At 62.3% G+C, this 15,190-nt stretch carries 16 protein-coding genes and 2 pseudogenes; 13 read left to right on the forward strand and 5 right to left on the reverse strand.

Annotated elements, in window-relative coordinates:
• Window positions 1-234 precede the first annotated feature (234 nt).
• The gene (locus AC1DMK_RS18125; RefSeq protein WP_477860850.1) at window positions 235-3,453 is read left to right on the forward strand and encodes a PAS domain-containing hybrid sensor histidine kinase/response regulator; all 3,219 of its coding nucleotides are present in this window, start codon (window positions 235-237) and stop codon (window positions 3,451-3,453) included.
• Here AC1DMK_RS18125 and mnmC2 read toward each other — a convergent pair.
• Window positions 3,450-4,166: a tRNA (5-methylaminomethyl-2-thiouridine)(34)-methyltransferase MnmC2 gene (gene mnmC2, locus AC1DMK_RS18130; protein ID WP_477860852.1), complete on the reverse strand. Its 717-nt coding sequence runs from the start codon at window positions 4,164-4,166 to the stop codon at window positions 3,450-3,452. The genes AC1DMK_RS18125 and mnmC2 overlap by 4 nt on opposite strands.
• Here mnmC2 and AC1DMK_RS18135 point away from each other — a divergent pair.
• The 9 genes from AC1DMK_RS18135 to AC1DMK_RS18175 all read left to right on the forward strand — a co-directional run bounded on the left by AC1DMK_RS18135 (window position 4,165) and on the right by AC1DMK_RS18175 (window position 10,021).
• Complete coding sequence (locus AC1DMK_RS18135; RefSeq protein ID WP_477860854.1) at window positions 4,165-5,343, forward strand: NAD(P)/FAD-dependent oxidoreductase; 1,179 nt, start codon at window positions 4,165-4,167, stop codon at window positions 5,341-5,343. The genes mnmC2 and AC1DMK_RS18135 overlap by 2 nt on opposite strands.
• Window positions 5,344-5,454: 111 nt before the next feature.
• The gene (locus AC1DMK_RS18140) at window positions 5,455-6,177 is read left to right on the forward strand and encodes a DUF1045 domain-containing protein (protein WP_477860855.1); all 723 of its coding nucleotides are present in this window, start codon (window positions 5,455-5,457) and stop codon (window positions 6,175-6,177) included.
• Window positions 6,178-6,276: 99 nt separating this feature from the next.
• Window positions 6,277-7,200, forward strand: a complete 924-nt coding sequence (gene puuE, locus AC1DMK_RS18145) for an allantoinase PuuE (protein ID WP_037058803.1) — start codon at window positions 6,277-6,279, stop codon at window positions 7,198-7,200.
• Window positions 7,200-7,694: a 2-oxo-4-hydroxy-4-carboxy-5-ureidoimidazoline decarboxylase gene (gene uraD, locus AC1DMK_RS18150; protein WP_477860857.1), complete on the forward strand. Its 495-nt coding sequence runs from the start codon at window positions 7,200-7,202 to the stop codon at window positions 7,692-7,694. The genes puuE and uraD overlap by 1 nt, the downstream gene beginning before the upstream one ends.
• A 77-nt stretch (window positions 7,695-7,771) precedes the next feature.
• On the forward strand, window positions 7,772-8,062 hold the full coding sequence (locus AC1DMK_RS18155) for a nucleotidyltransferase family protein (RefSeq protein ID WP_477860859.1): 291 nt from the start codon (window positions 7,772-7,774) through the stop codon (window positions 8,060-8,062).
• On the forward strand, window positions 8,059-8,421 hold the full coding sequence (locus tag AC1DMK_RS18160; protein ID WP_477860861.1) for a HepT-like ribonuclease domain-containing protein: 363 nt from the start codon (window positions 8,059-8,061) through the stop codon (window positions 8,419-8,421). The genes AC1DMK_RS18155 and AC1DMK_RS18160 overlap by 4 nt, the downstream gene beginning before the upstream one ends.
• 2 nt (window positions 8,422-8,423) lie before the next feature.
• A complete protein-coding gene (locus AC1DMK_RS18165; RefSeq protein ID WP_477860862.1) occupies window positions 8,424-8,924 on the forward strand; it encodes an ureidoglycolate lyase in 501 nt (166 codons plus the stop codon).
• Window positions 8,921-9,277 (forward strand): hydroxyisourate hydrolase, encoded by a 357-nt coding sequence (uraH, locus tag AC1DMK_RS18170; RefSeq protein ID WP_477860864.1) that lies wholly within the window; start codon window positions 8,921-8,923, stop codon window positions 9,275-9,277. The genes AC1DMK_RS18165 and uraH overlap by 4 nt, the downstream gene beginning before the upstream one ends.
• A gap of 3 nt (window positions 9,278-9,280) precedes the next feature.
• Entirely contained in the window at window positions 9,281-10,021 is a 741-nt protein-coding gene (locus AC1DMK_RS18175; protein ID WP_477860866.1) for a metallophosphoesterase family protein, read from the forward strand.
• 69 nt (window positions 10,022-10,090) lie between these two features.
• On the opposite strand, the gene AC1DMK_RS18180 is transcribed toward AC1DMK_RS18175, so the two are convergent.
• Window positions 10,091-11,233: an alpha-hydroxy acid oxidase gene (locus AC1DMK_RS18180; RefSeq protein WP_037058794.1), complete on the reverse strand. Its 1,143-nt coding sequence runs from the start codon at window positions 11,231-11,233 to the stop codon at window positions 10,091-10,093.
• A gap of 76 nt (window positions 11,234-11,309) precedes the next feature.
• Window positions 11,310-12,278 carry a quinone oxidoreductase family protein gene (locus AC1DMK_RS18185; RefSeq protein ID WP_477860868.1) on the reverse strand — a complete coding sequence of 323 codons (969 nt, stop codon included), beginning with the start codon at window positions 12,276-12,278 and terminating at the stop codon, window positions 11,310-11,312.
• A gap of 94 nt (window positions 12,279-12,372) precedes the next feature.
• Between AC1DMK_RS18185 and AC1DMK_RS18190 the strand changes: the two genes are divergently transcribed.
• Together AC1DMK_RS18190 and AC1DMK_RS18195 are read left to right on the forward strand one after the other, a co-directional pair.
• The gene (locus AC1DMK_RS18190) at window positions 12,373-13,224 is read left to right on the forward strand and encodes a LysR family transcriptional regulator (RefSeq protein WP_477860870.1); all 852 of its coding nucleotides are present in this window, start codon (window positions 12,373-12,375) and stop codon (window positions 13,222-13,224) included.
• A gap of 270 nt (window positions 13,225-13,494) precedes the next feature.
• A complete protein-coding gene (locus AC1DMK_RS18195) occupies window positions 13,495-13,764 on the forward strand; it encodes an antibiotic biosynthesis monooxygenase (RefSeq protein WP_037058789.1) in 270 nt (89 codons plus the stop codon).
• 27 nt (window positions 13,765-13,791) lie between these two features.
• Here the strand turns inward: AC1DMK_RS18195 and AC1DMK_RS18200 are convergent.
• A pseudogene (locus tag AC1DMK_RS18200) lies at window positions 13,792-14,054 on the reverse strand (CadC-family transcriptional regulator); the annotation flags it as partial.
• On the opposite strand from AC1DMK_RS18200, the pseudogene AC1DMK_RS18205 reads away from it, so the two are divergent.
• A pseudogene (locus AC1DMK_RS18205) lies at window positions 13,939-14,649 on the forward strand (SDR family oxidoreductase); the annotation flags it as partial. The pseudogenes AC1DMK_RS18200 and AC1DMK_RS18205 overlap by 116 nt on opposite strands.
• 97 nt (window positions 14,650-14,746) lie before the next feature.
• Here AC1DMK_RS18205 and AC1DMK_RS18210 read toward each other — a convergent pair.
• Window positions 14,747-15,055 carry a hypothetical protein gene (locus AC1DMK_RS18210; protein ID WP_477860872.1) on the reverse strand — a complete coding sequence of 103 codons (309 nt, stop codon included), beginning with the start codon at window positions 15,053-15,055 and terminating at the stop codon, window positions 14,747-14,749.
• Window positions 15,056-15,190 lie beyond the last annotated feature (135 nt).

The following is a 15,190-nucleotide window of genomic DNA, read 5'->3' on the forward strand; positions in this document are numbered from 1 at the left end:
GGTCGTCCGCAGACGAAATCAACAACCAGCTCAACTCTACCATATTTCCGCAGCACTTGCGTGCCGGATATGGCCGGCGGCATCCACGATTTGGAACACTCCCTCGGCTGGAGTTGGAGTTGCTGCACACTATTTTCGCCCGCGAGGACGTCATGGTTAATGCGTTGTTAAAGGCCACGCGCCTAAAATCAAGCGAACGGCAATTTCCTTGAAATCTTGTGGTGGAGCGGCTTTTTGAGATCACGCGGGGACCTTCTCGAACTGGCATGCCGCCGGATCGCGGATCTGGGTTACCCGGCCTATGTCAAGAACAGCGAGCTTTGCTATGTCGCTGTTAACCAGGCCTATGCCGATTTCTTCGCGAAAGAGATTTCCGACTTCATCGGTCGGCGCAGCCGCGAGCTTTTCGACCGGCCGGAAGAGGAAGATCGAGAGGACAAGGAACGCCGGGCGCTGGTCTTTGCAAGCGAGGAAAGCGCCATCTGCTTCGACGCGGCAGGTGTTGGGTACGACAGGGTGCGGATCGAGAGCTTCATGCTGTCGCCGGAGCGTGTCTATGTCCTCGGCCTCTTCGAGACAGAGCACAAGGCGATGCGCGCGCGCGGCCGGACGGCGGGCCCATCCATCGACGGGGCTGCAGAGCTCGATCTCCTACGTGCGATCATGGAGGCACTTCCGGTTGCCGCCTTCGCGCGCGACGAAGATCATCGCCTGATCTATGCCAACGAGTGCTTTGAGGTCTTTACAGGCCAATCGCGCGCGGATGCCCTCGGCAAGACCGAGCAGGAGATGTTCGGCGAAACTGCCGGAGACGTCATTCATCGGCGAAACGTCGCGGTGCTGGAGACGGGGGAGGCGACCGAGGTCGAGAGCCTGCTGCCAGGAGCCGGCGGCAAGTTCTATCCGGTGCTTGCCCGCATCAACCGTATCGAAGCGACCGGCGGCAAGCGCTACGTCGTCGGCTCCTTCGCAGACGTCTCGCTGCTCAAGGAGCGCGAGAAAGAGTTGATCGCAGCGCAGGCGCACACGGAAGTTCTGCACTGCGACCTGGCAAGCATCCTGAACTCGTTGCCTGTCGGCGTTCTCATTCTTGAGAGCGATTTCACCATTCTTTATGGCAATCAGGCGTTCTACACGATCTCGGATCTACCGGACCGCCGCTTCGAGGGGCGATCGTACCGGGAGCTCGTCGAGCATAATCACGCGCTCGGCCGCTATGGGCCGGGGGAGACGTCCGACGAGATTTTTGCGCGGCGTGTCCGTCAGTTTCGCTCCGACGAGCAGACGCCATCGGCAGAGATAAACTGGGACACCACGTCCCTTGTTGTCGACAGTCGCCGGATATCGAATGAGCGCGTGCTGCTCACCTATGCCGATATCTCCACCATCCGCCTGCATGAGAAGGAGATCCGTGCGGCGCGCGAGGCACTGGAAAGCCTCGGCGAGCTGATGAGCGATGCAACGCAGGCCATGTCGCAGGGCTTGCTCGTCGTCCAGGATGACGAAATCCTGCTCAGCAACGACGCGCTGGCCGGCATGCTGGATATTCCTGGCTGCTATCTCGAGGTCGGGCGGAACTGGGACGATTTTTTCATCTTCTGTGCCGCCCGCGGCGATTTCGCGGGCGACCCCGGTATTGTACTCGGCGATCTCAGGCACAGCCTTGGCGCGGGGCAGCCCGTCTCGCGCCTGTTTCGGATTCCCGAAGGCCGCTGGGTTCAGATGGACATCGCCGTCAGCGAGCGCCGGCACTGGGTTGCGCTGTTCACCGACATCACCGCCACCAAGAGCCGCGAGGAGGAGTTGACGCTGCTCCTCGCGCGCGCCGAGGCGGCCGACAAGGTCAAGTCGGAGTTTCTGGCCAACATGAGCCATGAAATTCGAACGCCAATGAACGGCGTGCTCGGGATGACCGAGTTGCTGGCGAATACCGACCTCGATACCCGCCAGAAGACCTTCGTCGACATTATCGAGAAATCAGGCAACGCGCTGATGACCATCATCAACGATATCCTCGATTTCTCGAAGATCGACTCCGGTCAGATGACCTTGCGCCGGGTGACGTTCGATCCGGTCGAGGCCGTCGAGGATGTGGCCACGCTGCTATCGTCGCTTTCAGCGGAACGGGGCGTCGAACTGCTCGTTCGTACGGCATCCGGCTTGCCGTCCGCCATCATCGGCGACGCAGGCCGGTTCCGGCAGATCCTCACGAACCTAGTCGGCAACGCCATCAAATTCACGGAGCGCGGTCACGTCCTCGTCGATATGGACTACACGGCAGGGGCCGCCGACGAGATCATGGCGACGATCCGCATCGAAGACACCGGCATCGGCATGCCGCCGGACCGGATCGATTCCATCTTCGGAAAATTCTCGCAGATCGACGCGTCCTCGACGAGACGTCACGAGGGTACGGGCCTGGGCCTGGCGATCACCGCCGGTCTTGTCGATCTTTTCGGCGGCTACATCGAGGTCGACAGCAAACTCGGCAGCGGATCTGTCTTCACCGTCAACCTGCCTTTCTTCGTCGCGGCTGCGCGGCTTGATCCGAAGCCCTTGCCGATCAATGTCCGAGGCGCGCGCATTCTGGTTGTCGACGACAATGCGGTGAACCGCCAGATACTGACGGAGCAACTGGCGCTGTGGGGTTTCGACGGCGCGGCTGCGGAGGGTGGGGTCGAGGGACTTGCAATCCTCGAGGCTGCGCACGAGCTGAGCGTTGCGATCGACGCGATCGTCCTCGATTATCAGATACCCGGCATGAACGGCGGCGATATCGCGCGGACGCTGCGCGCCGACGCCCGCTTCCGCGACCTGCCGATCATCTTCATGACGTCGATGGATATTTCGGGTACCGAGAAGGAATTTGCCGCTCTCAACGGTCAGGCACATTTGATGAAGCCGGCGCGCGCCAACGTCCTGCGCAACACCATTGTCGACGTCGTGCGGACGCACCGGATACGGCTGGCGGCGGACGGCGGTGTCCGTCCGATCGTCGAAGCCGAGCCGGAACCGTCTGCCGTGCCGCCGGTCGAGCGACAAGGCCCGTCGTTCATCGACGTTCTCGTTGCCGAAGACAACGACGTGAACCAGATCGTGTTCACGCAGATCCTGCAGGCCACCGGCCTTGCGTTTCTCGTGGTCGGCAACGGGCAGGAAGCGATCGAGGCCTGGGAAAAGCTCACACCGCGGATCATCATGATGGACGTCTCCATGCCCGTCATGAACGGACACGAGGCAACGCGCCGGATACGCGACATCGAGCGCGGGCAGGGCCACCGCGTGCCGATCGTCGGGGTCACCGCGCACGCGCTGGAAAGCGATCGTGAACTCTGCCTGGATGCGGGCATGGACGACTACATGTCGAAACCGATCAGTCCCGAGCTTCTCGAAGAAAAGATCGGCTTGTGGCTCGGCAAGAGCGAGCGCCCAGCCAATCGCTCTGCGCGCTAGGGCTTGACCCCGCAGAGCATCTCGCGTTTGCCGGCAAAGCCGCCACGGCGCTCCACTGAAAAGCCTGCGGCGATCAGATTGCGTCGGACGAAGCCGGCGGCGGCGTAAGTCGCGAACGTGCCCGCAGGTACCGTCTTTGCGCAGACGAGGCGCATCAGTTCTTCCGACCACATATCCGCGTTGCGCGATGGCGCAAAGCCATCCAGATACCACGCGTCGAAGCTCGCTGCGGCTGCGGCGACCCCGTCGATCGCGCGGCCGCAGACCACGCTGAGCGTGGTCTGATCGTCAAGTGCCAGCGACACTATGGCGTCCGGCGTGTCGGGCCACTGGGCCGCGAGAGCCTGACGCTCGGCATCGATCTCCGGCCAGTGCGACAGTGCGCGGTCGATTTCCTCGCGGCGCATGGGGTAGAGCTCGAACGACATGAAATGCAGACGCTGGCCGCTCGACCGGCAAAGCTTCCACTGCCGCCATGTCTCTGCGAAGTTGAGGCCGGTGCCGAAGCCCAGTTCGCCGATCAGAAAGGTCGCTCGGTTCTGCCAGCGCTGCGGCAGGCCGTTGCCCGAAAGGAAGACGTGACCGCATTCCAGACGACCGTCCGTCTGGCAATAAAAATGGTCGCCAAAGGCCGGTGAATAGGGCATATCGCCGTCGCGCCATTCAAGCGGCTGGTTTGCTCTGTCCATCTGATCGGGATCCGTATCTGTCATGCCAACAGCCGATAGTCCGGCCTTGCCTTCGGGTCAATCGTCTGCAGCGCTGCTGATCGTCGGCGGCGGCATCATGGGTCTGTGGGCGGCCGTTCACGCGGAGCGCATGGGGATCGATACGCTGCTGATCGAAGAGGGCTTGCTCGGGCAGGGCGCGAGTGGCGGGCTGCTCGGAGCCCTGATGCCGCACATGCCGGACAGATGGAATGCCAAGAAGCAATTCCAGTTCGATGCTCTGGTCTCGCTGGAAGCCGAAATCGCAACGCTTGAGAGCGAGACCGGGCTTTCGGCAGGCTATCGCCGCTCGGGGCGTCTCATTCCCTTGCCGAAGCCGCATCTGCGCAAGATCGCACTTGGACATTCCGCCGATGCCGAGATCCGTTGGGATGCGGGCGGCCGTCGTTTTCACTGGCATCTTCTCGATGCGCCTCCAGTCCCCGACTGGGTGGCCCCGGGCGCAAACGAGGGCGGCCTCGTGCATGACACGCTTGCCGCCAGGGTTGCTCCGCGACCGCTTGTTGCCACACTCGCCGCATTCCTGCGCAGCGCAAGGCATGTGCGGATCATCGACAATGTGGCGCTTGCGGGTATCGATCTCGGTCGCAATCTCGCGGAGACCGATGCGGGCACCATCGCTTTCGGCCATTGCATCGTCGCCATGGGCTACAGATCGTTTCCGTTGCTTGCGCGCTACACCGACGGCCTGAAGCAGCCGCTCGGTCAGCCCGTCAAGGGGCAGGCGGCCTTGCTCAAAGCCGATGTCGATCCGTCGTTGCCGACGATCTTCCGCGACGGGCTCTATATCGTGGCGCACGAGGGTGGCCATGTCGCCATCGGCAGCACCAGCGAGAACCGCTTCGACGATCCCTATTCCACCGACGAACAGCTCGATGTGCTACTGGCTGGCGCAAGGGAGCTTGTGCCTGTGCTCGGCGACGCGCCGGTCCTCGAGCGCTGGGCCGGTTTGCGCCCCAAGGCCATCGACCGCGACCCCATGGTTGGCGCGCACCCGTCCCACCAAAGCCTCCTCGCTCTCACCGGCGGCTTCAAGGTGAGTTTCGGGCTTGCCCACCGCCTGGCCGAGTGGGTCGTCGCCGGCGCTGCCGGCCACACGCCGCCCTTCGAACTTCCGGAGAGCTTTCACTTCTCCAGTCACGTAAGCGTCGCTTCCCGCTAAGCGTGAATTAGCAGTTGCTGCCCTTCGTTATTCTGTCATGCAAATCACCTATCAGCTTGCGCAACAGCGGGGCCGAGTGAGCCGCCGCCGCTCGACCACGGAGGGAATCGCATGCGCTATGCCATTTGTTTCACGCCCGCAGCCAGCGATCCGCTGACCTATGCGGCTGCAAATTGGCTGGGCCGGAATGTGTTTTCGGGCGAGATGATCGAGCCGACGGAAATCAGGGGGTTGAGCCTCCACGAGGTCGCGTTCCTGACCGCCGTGCCGCGCCGCTATGGCTTTCACGGTGTGCTGAAAGCGCCCTTTCGCCTTGCGCCTGGCGTCGCCGAGGAACAGCTGTTGCGCGATTTGATGCGCTTCTGTGGCACGCTGACGCCGTTTCATATCCAGCGACTCGAGGTCGCCCGGATGGGCGGATTCTACAGCCTGGTTCCGTCTCTGCCCTGCGAGCACATTCACTATCTCGCTTCGGCAATCGTGCAGCAGTTCGACCGTTTCCGCGCACCGCTCAGCGATGCCGATATCGAGCGCAGCGACCCCGATGGTCTTTCGGCTGCACAGTTTGCCAACCTGCATCGCTGGGGTTGCCCACACGTGATGGACGAGTTCCGGTTCCATATGCCGGTCACGGGGTCCGTCAGCCACCAGGACATGCCGCGCATCGAGCTGGCGCTCCGCAACATTTTCGGCCCCGTACTGGCCGAACCGGTCAAGGTCTCGAACGTCGCTTTGATGTTCGAGGAGGGCAATGGCGGACCGTTTCGCGTGCACTCGCTGCATCCGATGGGGAAGGTTACCGCCCGCAAGGAGCGGGTGGCGGTACCTGCCTAAGAGGTTGTGCCGCAAAGGCAAAACTCTGTTGCATACTTTCCGTCTCGACATTCCGTATCCGGATGCTACCGTTCACCCGACGTTTCAGAAGGTGATTTCATGGTATCCGAGACTTATCCGCGCAATCTCGTCGGCTATGGTCGAAACACGCCCGATGCGAGGTGGCCCGGCGATGCGCGCGTGGCCGTGCAGTTCGTCATCAACTACGAGGAGGGTGGCGAAAGCTCGATCCTCGACGGCGATCCGGCCTCGGAAAACCTGCTGTCGGAGATCGTCGGTGCCGCGGCCTGGCCAAACCAGCGCAACCTCAACATGGAATCGATCTACGAATATGGTTCGCGCGCCGGATTCTGGCGGCTGTGGCGCCTGTTCACCGAACTCAAGGTGCAGGCGACCGTCTATGGCGTGACTCTGGCCATGGCGCGCAACCCGGAAGCGGTCGCTGCCATGAAGGAAGCGGGCTGGGAGATCGCCAGCCACGGCTACCGCTGGTTGGAATACAGGGATTTTCCGGAGGATCTGGAGCGCAAGCACATCATTGAGGCGGTGCGCCTGCACACGGAACTGACCGGCGAGCGGCCCTACGGCATGTACCAGGGCAAGCCTTCGGACAACACCTTGCGGCTGGTGCAGGAGGAGGGCGGCTTCCTCTATTCGTCGGACTCCTACGCCGACGACCTGCCCTATTGGGTGAAGGGCACGGATGACAAGCCGTTCCTCGTCATTCCCTACACGCTCGACACCAACGACATGCGCTTTGCCACGCCGCAGGGGTTCAATTCGGGCGACCAGTTCTTCGCCTATCTGAAGGATGCCTTCGACACGCTTTATGAAGAAGGCAAGGAGGGCAGCCCGAAGATGATGTCGGTCGGTCTGCATTGCCGCCTTGTTGGTCGCCCGGGACGTGCTGCCGCGCTGAAGCGGTTCATGGAATATGTGCTGAAGCACGACAAGGTCTGGATCCCGCGCCGGATCGAGATCGCCGAACACTGGCATGCGCACCACAAGCCGGAAACGATCTGATGGTCTCGCGCGACGAATTCGTATCCCGCTTCGGTGGCGTGTTCGAGCATTCGCCGTTCATTGCCGAGCGAGCCTATGAAGACGGCTTTGCCGGTGAGGATCTGACCATTGACCGGGTTCATACCGCACTTGTGGCGATCTTTCGCGCGGCAAGCCCCGAGGAGCGGCTCGCGGTTCTGCGTGCCCATCCCGATCTCGCCGGGCGCCTGGCGATTGCCGGCGAATTGACAGAAGACAGCAGGAAGGAACAGGCAGGCGCCGGTCTCGACCGGCTGAGCCCCGAGGAGCATGCGCGGTTTACCGAGCTCAATGCGGCCTATGTCGCAAAATTCGGCTTCCCCTTCATTGTCGCCGTGAAGGGGTTGAACAAGGACGATGTTCTGGCTGCTTTCGAACAGCGGATCGCAAACAGCGGCGACGCGGAGTTCGCGGCGGCGACGGCGCAGGTGGAGCGGATTGCGCTGCTACGGCTGACGGCGATGCTGCCGGCGTGACGCGGTCGCCTGACGCGGGCCGAGCGCTTTTCTCTTGTGTGGCCGTGGCTTATAGTTGCGAAACGGGAGCAACCAAGATGAAACCATCCGAAGCGCTGGAGAAGAACAGGCAGGCGATCTGCGTAGCGACGAAGCGCTTCAACGCGGCGAACCCGCGTGACTTCGGCTCGGTGGCGCGGGACGAGGACAGGGTGGACAGCGACCTTGATATTCTGGTGGATACGTTGCCGGGCACGACGCTGTTTGATCTCGGCGGGTTGCCGGAAGAGCTGAAGGACATTCTGGGGGTGAAAGTGGATCTTGTAACGCCGGGCGGCTTGCCTCCGAAAATTCGGGATCGGGTTCTTGCCGAAGCAGCTAGCATATGAACGCAGACAGATTGGTTGACTACATCGATCGGATGCAGGCTGCCGCCGAACAGGCACGAGCATTGACGGACGGCATGAGCGAGAAGGATTTCCTGACAGACGTCCGAACACAGCTGGCGGTCACCATGTCGCTGGTGCTTCTTGGCGAAGCTGCCGCGCGGATCGGTGCCGATGATCCAGATTTTCAGCGCGATCACGCCGAAATCCCCTGGAGCAAGATTAAGGGAATGCGGAATCTGATCGTGGATGACAACTATCGCGCCGACTTGACGGCCATCTGGAGTACGATCCGGAGCGACTTGGCGACACTGCTCTCTCGGCTCGATTCCATTCGGCATTGGCGTATAGAGGGCGAATAGTCGTGACACAATTCCTCGACATCCGTCCCCTCACCAAAGCTGCCTTCGCGCCCTTCGGCGATGTCATCGAAGCCGATCCGGCAACGATGCGGTTTATCAACAACGGCACGACCCAGCGCTACCATGCGCTTGCGGCTGCGGAAGCGGCGGGCGAAGAGGCGCGCGTCATCATCAACCTCTTCCGGGGTCAACCGCGTGCCTTTCCGTACGAGGTCGGCATGATGGAGCGCCATCCGTTCGGCAGCCAGAGCTTTTCGCCGACTTCAGGCGGCCCGTTCCTCGTCGTCGTTTCCGAGGACGAGGGTGGCAAGCCGGGGCGCCCGCAGGCATTTTTTGCGCGCGGCGATCAAGGGGTGAACTATCTCCGAAACGTTTGGCATCACCCGCTGATGGCGCTTGGCGCCGTCAGCGACTTCATCGTCGTCGATCGCGACGGGCCGGGCAACAATCTGGAAGAGTATTTTTTCGAAACGCCATTCATCATCAGCGAGCCAGGCCCATGACCGGATTGACCACCCATGTTCTCGACACCGCATTCGGCAAGCCGGCCGAGGGGCTGAGGATCGATCTCTTTCGTCTCGAGGGAGAGGTTCGCCATCACCTCAAGAGCGTCACGACCAATGCCGACGGGCGTGTGGACGGCGGCCCGATCCTCGCTGGCGACAGCTTTGTGGCGGGAACCTACGAGCTGCTGTTCCATGCCGGCGACTACCTGCGCGAGGCGGGCGTCGCGCTACCGCAGCCGGCGTTTCTCGACATGGTGCCGATCCGGTTCGGCATGGCCGACGTGACGGCACATTACCATGTTCCGTTGCTGCTTTCGCCGTACGGCTATTCGACCTATCGCGGCAGCTGACCGGTGCGCTTTGCCGCCATCGCGGACGTTCACGGCAACCACCTGGCGCTCGAAGCGGTGCTTGCCGATATCAGGGCACAAGGGATCGTCGAGATCGTCAACCTCGGCGATTGCCTGAGCGGGCCGCTCGAGGCCGGCAGGACCGCCGATATTCTGATCGGTCTTGGCGCGACGACGGTGCGCGGCAATCACGACCGCTACCTCATCGAGAACACGGCCGACGCGATGCCGTCGTGGGAGCAGCATGCCTATTCGCAACTGCAGCCACGGCATCTCGACTGGCTGCGCGGCCTGCCTTTCAGCACCATCCTTCACGACGAGATCTATCTCTGCCACGCAACGCCGAAGAACGATGACAGCTACTGGCTGGAGTCGGTTTCATCGGAAGGACACGTGTTCCTGAAGCCGCTCGAAGACATCGAAGCCCTAGCTGGCGGCATCGACGTCCCGATGATCCTTTGCGGCCACAGTCATATCCCGCGTATGGTCCGTCTCGGCGACGGCCGGCTGATCGTCAATCCGGGCAGCGTCGGCTGCCCCGCCTATTCCGATGACACGCCATACCGCCACAAGGTCGAGACCGGGCACCCGATGGCGTCTTACTGCATTATAGAGAAGACCGCTGCCGGCTGGACGCCGCATTTCCGCACAGTCGCCTACGACCACCTGGCGATGGCCGAGCTCGCAGACACAAACGCCCGCCCGGATTGGGCAGGCGCGCTGGCTGGCGGCTGGATGCGATAGAGCGCCAGTCTAGGCGTCTTTGCCGTCCAGTGCCTTGGTCGTGACAACGGGAGTTGCCGCAGCCAGGAGTTACTGACGTCCGGCAATGATCGAGGAGTTGACCTCGTTGATGTCGCGCTTGCCGCAGAGAGCCATCGTGACGTCCAACTCCTTGCGGAGGATGTCGAGCGCGAGGCTTACGCCGTCCTTGCCCATGGCGCCGAGGCCGTAGAGGAAGGGGCGGCCGATATAGGTGCCCTTGGCGCCGAGTGCCACGGCCTTCAGCACGTCCTGACCGGAGCGGATGCCGCCATCGAGGTGGATCTCGATCTTGTGGCCGACGGCGTCGACGATTGCCGGCAGCATGCTGATCGTGGAGGGGGCGCCGTCGAGCTGGCGGCCGCCGTGATTGGACACGATGATCGCGTCAGCGCCGGTTTCCGCAGCCGATTTCGCGTCCTCGACGTCGCAGATACCCTTGATGATCAGTGGTCCTCCCCACTTTTCCTTGATCCAAGTAACATCAGCCCAGGAGAGCTGCGGGTCGAACTGCTCGGCGGTCCAGGAGGAGAGTGAGGACAGGTCCGAGACGTTCTTGGCGTGGCCGACGATGTTGCCGAAGGTACGGCGCTTGGTCTGCAGCATGTCCAGGCACCAGAAGGGGCGCGTCGCCATCTGCCAGATGTGCTTGGGCGTGAATTTCGGCGGTGCAGAGAGGCCGTTGCGCAGGTCCTTGTGACGCTGGCCGAGGATCTGCAGGTCTGCCGTCAGCACCAGCGCCGAGCACTTGGCTGCCTTGGCGCGGTTGATCAGGTTCATGACGAAGTCCTTGTCCTTCATCACGTAGAGCTGGAACCAGAATGGCCTGGTCGTGACCGACGCGACGTCCTCGATCGAGCATATGCTCATGGTCGACAGTGTGAAGGGAACGCCTGCCTCTTCGGCTGCGCGGGCTGCCAACATCTCGCCGTCGGCGTGCTGCATGCCGGTCATGCCGGTCGGCGCAAGAGCCACCGGCATCGAGACCTTCTGGCCGATCATCGTCGTCTCCAGCGTGCGGTTCGTCATGTCGACAAGGACGCGCTGGCGCAGCTTGATCCTGGCAAAATCGCTCTCGTTCGCCTGATACGTCGACTCCGTCCAGGCGCCCGAATCCGCATAGTCGAAAAACATCTTGGGAACGCGGCGCTGGGCGAGGTTCTTGAGGTCTGCGATGGTGAGAGGATTGGCCATGGATAAGACTTTCACATCTGAATAATGCCATCGCCCTTACCACGATTTTCAGGCAGTTGTGTACCTCTTTCGTCGCTCAGGGGATAAGAATCAGGCTGCCAGCGGCGCGCCCGTCTTCGAGGCGCTGCTGGGCTTTCGCGGCGTCTTCCAAAGCATACTCTCCAGCGATCGTCGCTGCTATACCGGAGCCCAGCATGTCGACCACGGAATTGGCCGCAGCCGAATAGTGGACGGCATCCACGATATAGGCCATGACGCTTGGATGAGCGAGGGAGCGGCCCGGTCGCAGTTCATCCACAAAGACCGGTGGAATTGGTCCCCCGGCCTGACCGATGGTCGCCGCGACACCGAACGGGCGAACGCACTGGATGGTCTTTGCCAGCATGCTGCCGCCGATCCCGTCATAGGCGACATCGACGCCGCGGCCGGAGGTAAGCCGTTTCACCTCGCCGACGACATCGGCGTCGCGGCCGACGATCAGGTGGTCGGCACCGCAGGAGCGGGCGAGATCGGCCTTCTCCAGCGTGCCGACGGTTCCGATGACGGTCGCCCCGAGATGCTTTGCCCAGCGCACGAGAATCGCGCCCAGGCCGCCGGCGGCCGCATGCACGAGAACGACCGTGCCGGGCTCGACTCGATAGGTTTGCGTCAGCAGCATGTAGGCTGTCATCCCTTTCAACATCGAGGCGGCGGCAATGCGTGACGGCGTTTCGTCCGGCAGCCGGATGGCACGTTGCGCCGGAAGCAACCTCGTGGCGGCATAGGCGCCGACGGGTGCGCCGGCATAGGCAATGCGATCGCCTGGTTTCAGGGCGGCAACGTCAGGACCGACCGCTTCGACGACGCCTGCGCCTTCCACGCCCAGCACGGCTGGATAGGCGGGCAAGGGGTAGAGGCCCTTGCGGTGGTAAATGTCGAGGAAGTTCATACCGATCGCGTCGTGGCGTATCCGGATCTCATCCGTGCCCGGTTGCTGGGGCGCGCGTTGCGACACCCGTAGCTGATCGATGCCGCCCGGTGCCTGGAGTGTTACCACCGTGTCCATGTTCAAGCTCCATTTGCTGTTGGGATGATCATGGCCGATGGCGCTTTGATCGAAAATTCCCTATTGCTTGCCATCCAATGGGAAAAAACGATCAATGCTGGATTGGGAAAACCTTCGCCATTTTGCTGCGCTGGCGCGGAGCGGGACGCTGCTTGGCGCTGCCCGTTCGCTCGGCGTGGAGCATGCCACGGTCGCCCGCCGAATTGCGGGGCTGGAAGCCCAGATGGGCGTGAAGCTGATCGACCGGCGCGGGCGCCGCATCCTGTTGACGGCAGAGGGCGAGCGCGTCGCCGGTATGGCCGAGCGCATGGGGGAGGAGGCGCTTGCGATCGAGCGGGTCAGGCTCGCAGCCGGCGCGATGCTGGCCGGCGATATCAGGATCAGCGCACCACCTGCCTTTGCGGCAGCCCTGCTGGTGGAGCCGCTTGTCGCTCTCAGGCGGAAGCATCCCGATATCAACGTCGTCATCGTTGGCGAGACGCGCTACGCTTCGCTCGATCGGCGGGAGGCCGATATCGCTGTGCGCATGACTATGCCGGAGCAGGGCGACCTGACGGTGACGAAGCTCTGCGAAGTTGCGTTCGGCTTTTACGCCGCTCCTGCCTATCTGGCGACTGTGCCCGAGCCGGACTGGAGCTTCATAGCCTACGACGAAACGATGATGACTTCGCMGCAATACCAGCGGCTGCTTGCGGTCGCGAATGGACGACGCGTGTCAATGCGGGCGTCCACCCTGGAATTCCAGGTCGCAGCCGCACGCGCCGGCGGAGGCGTTGCAATATTGCCGAATTTCCTGATTTCTGGCGTCGATGACCTCGTCGAAGCTATCCCGCAGCCGGCGCCGCTGACACGTGAGGTCTGGCTGGTCGTTCACTCCGATATCAGGAACGTGCCGATTGTCCGCGCGGTTATGGAGGCTCTGAAGGCGTTCGAACGACAAAGCTAGAATGCTGGTCTTCCCGGATGGCTCGCATCTTGGGGTTGCCGGAATGGCCGGAAGATTGCGGGCCGCCACGCGCAATTCACGCAACGTATATTAGGTGATTGTGATAGATTGCGCTTTTGGTCGGGAAGGCTCCCTGACAGATCCACCCCGTATCGTTCGACGCGGAAGCGTCGGGCCTTTTTTGACTTGCTTCAGGGACACTGCCGTCGGTTGCCTGTCCCGAACGATCGCGAATGTGGTGCAAAGACGTAACCCAACAAGGAGCGCGACATGACGACTTTGTTCGTGAGACATGCAGTTTCCGATTACCCGGCCTGGCGGAAGATCTACGATGCCTTTTCGCCGGTCCAGAAGGCAAACGGTGTTTTGTCGGAGGCTGTCTATCAATCGACCGACGACCCCAACGACGTGACCGTGACGCACGAATTCGCCACGCTGGAAGCGGCCCAAGCCTTTACCAGGATTGAGGAGCTGCGAAAGGCCATGCAGAGCGGAGGCGTTGTCGGGGCACCGACGGTCTGGTTCACGCAGAAGGCGTGATCCTGCGACTGCGAACAGGCGCGGACATCAGTCAGGCAGCCCGGCCATCGAAGGCCCTGCGAGAACGCGGCCAGGTCTTCCGGTCGGTGGATCGCAAGCCAGTCTTTGAGGGTCGACAGGCGCAAGGACGGATCGAGTTCGCGCAGCCGCCGCATCGCTGCCCGAGCCTCGTCCATGCGCCCTGCGAGCACATGGCTTGCCGCCACGATGGCGACCGCAATCAGGACGCTCGGCAAATTCCCAACGGCTTTCTCTGCCCATATCACCGCTGTATCGAAGCGACCTGCGACTAACGCCGTCGTCGACGTGGCCAATGCAACCGTGTGGGAAGACAAGGCCGTCCTCGAGTTCTTCGAGACGTCCGGGCGTAACCTGCTGGCCGCGTAAGCTGCCGCCGGTGTCCGCCATCACGTTGCCCTCTCGGTGGTCGGCAAGGAACGGCTTCTCGAAAGCGGCTACTTGCGGGCAAAATTGGCTCAGGAGAAGCTCATCGTGGCATCCGGCATTCCGGACACCATCCTTCGTACCACTCAGTTCTTCGAATTTGTCGGCGGCATTGCGCAAGAGGCCACAAAAGGCGACGAAATTCGCCTGTCGCCCGCGCTTATACAGCCGGTGTGGTCCGATGACGTGGCTGCAGCGGTTGCCGAACTCGCTGTTGCCAAACCGATCAACGGAACGGTCGAAGGCGCCGGTCCCGAAGCACTACCGCTCGACGAGCTTGCCAGGCGCTTTGTACGGATCACCAAGGATCCGAGAAGCGTCGTTCCCGACGTTCATGCGCGCTATTTCGGCATTTCCCTGAACGATCGGTCGCTCACGCCCGGCAAGACCCCACCCCTAGGCACGGCACATTTCGAGGCCTGGCTCGACGAAACGACGGCAGCGCAGGTCAGCCGGCAAGCAACTCGACGGGGCAAGCGCTTCAGCGGGAGACGATCCCGCCAAGCGACGCAGCCAAGCTGATGGCGTTGCCCGGCGGCTATCGCCGGATGCGGCGCACGTCTGAAACGCGGCCACTGCGCCTGTCCAGTGCGATCTCAAACCGTTGGCTGCCGCGCCATGCGCGGTAGAGGAAAATACGTCCCCGGCAGTCGACGCGCCGGACGTCGCGGAAGCCGCGGTTGCGCAGCTGCCATTCGCCCTGGCGGCAGGTGATCGGCCTGCCATTGTTGAGGTTGGTTCCGATGTTGATGTTGATGGTGACGGCCTGTGCCGGTGCGGGAAGCGCCAGCGGCGTTGCGAGCAGGCAGAAGACAAGTCCAAGAGTTGTGAGGATGTTGTTGCGCAATGCTTACTCCATGAGGCCGATTGAAGCGTTGTGTGGAGACTGAGGGTTTTGAAGGCCGCAATCAGTGAGACCTTGAAACAGATCGTCGTCAAAATCGTCGAGCGGTGCAAGGCTCTCCTCATTGACCGGGTGACG

Source organism: Rhizobium sp. 05L419 (assembly GCF_056397845.1).

Bases quoted from the DNA above. Each gene is read 5' to 3' on its own strand.
- AC1DMK_RS18135 (WP_477860854.1), top strand. From the start codon at position 4,165: ATGCCAACAGCCGATAGTCCGGCCTTGCCTTCGGGTCAATCGTCTGCA.
- mnmC2 (WP_477860852.1), bottom strand. From the start codon at position 4,166: ATGACAGATACGGATCCCGATCAGATGGACAGAGCAAACCAGCCGCTT.
- AC1DMK_RS18140 (WP_477860855.1), top strand. From the start codon at position 5,455: ATGCGCTATGCCATTTGTTTCACGCCCGCAGCCAGCGATCCGCTGACC.
- puuE (WP_037058803.1), top strand. From the start codon at position 6,277: ATGGTATCCGAGACTTATCCGCGCAATCTCGTCGGCTATGGTCGAAAC.
- uraD (WP_477860857.1), top strand. From the start codon at position 7,200: ATGGTCTCGCGCGACGAATTCGTATCCCGCTTCGGTGGCGTGTTCGAG.
- AC1DMK_RS18155 (WP_477860859.1), top strand. From the start codon at position 7,772: ATGAAACCATCCGAAGCGCTGGAGAAGAACAGGCAGGCGATCTGCGTA.
- AC1DMK_RS18160 (WP_477860861.1), top strand. From the start codon at position 8,059: ATGAACGCAGACAGATTGGTTGACTACATCGATCGGATGCAGGCTGCC.
- uraH (WP_477860864.1), top strand. From the start codon at position 8,921: ATGACCGGATTGACCACCCATGTTCTCGACACCGCATTCGGCAAGCCG.
- AC1DMK_RS18180 (WP_037058794.1), bottom strand. From the start codon at position 11,233: ATGGCCAATCCTCTCACCATCGCAGACCTCAAGAACCTCGCCCAGCGC.
- AC1DMK_RS18185 (WP_477860868.1), bottom strand. From the start codon at position 12,278: ATGGACACGGTGGTAACACTCCAGGCACCGGGCGGCATCGATCAGCTA.
- AC1DMK_RS18195 (WP_037058789.1), top strand. From the start codon at position 13,495: ATGACGACTTTGTTCGTGAGACATGCAGTTTCCGATTACCCGGCCTGG.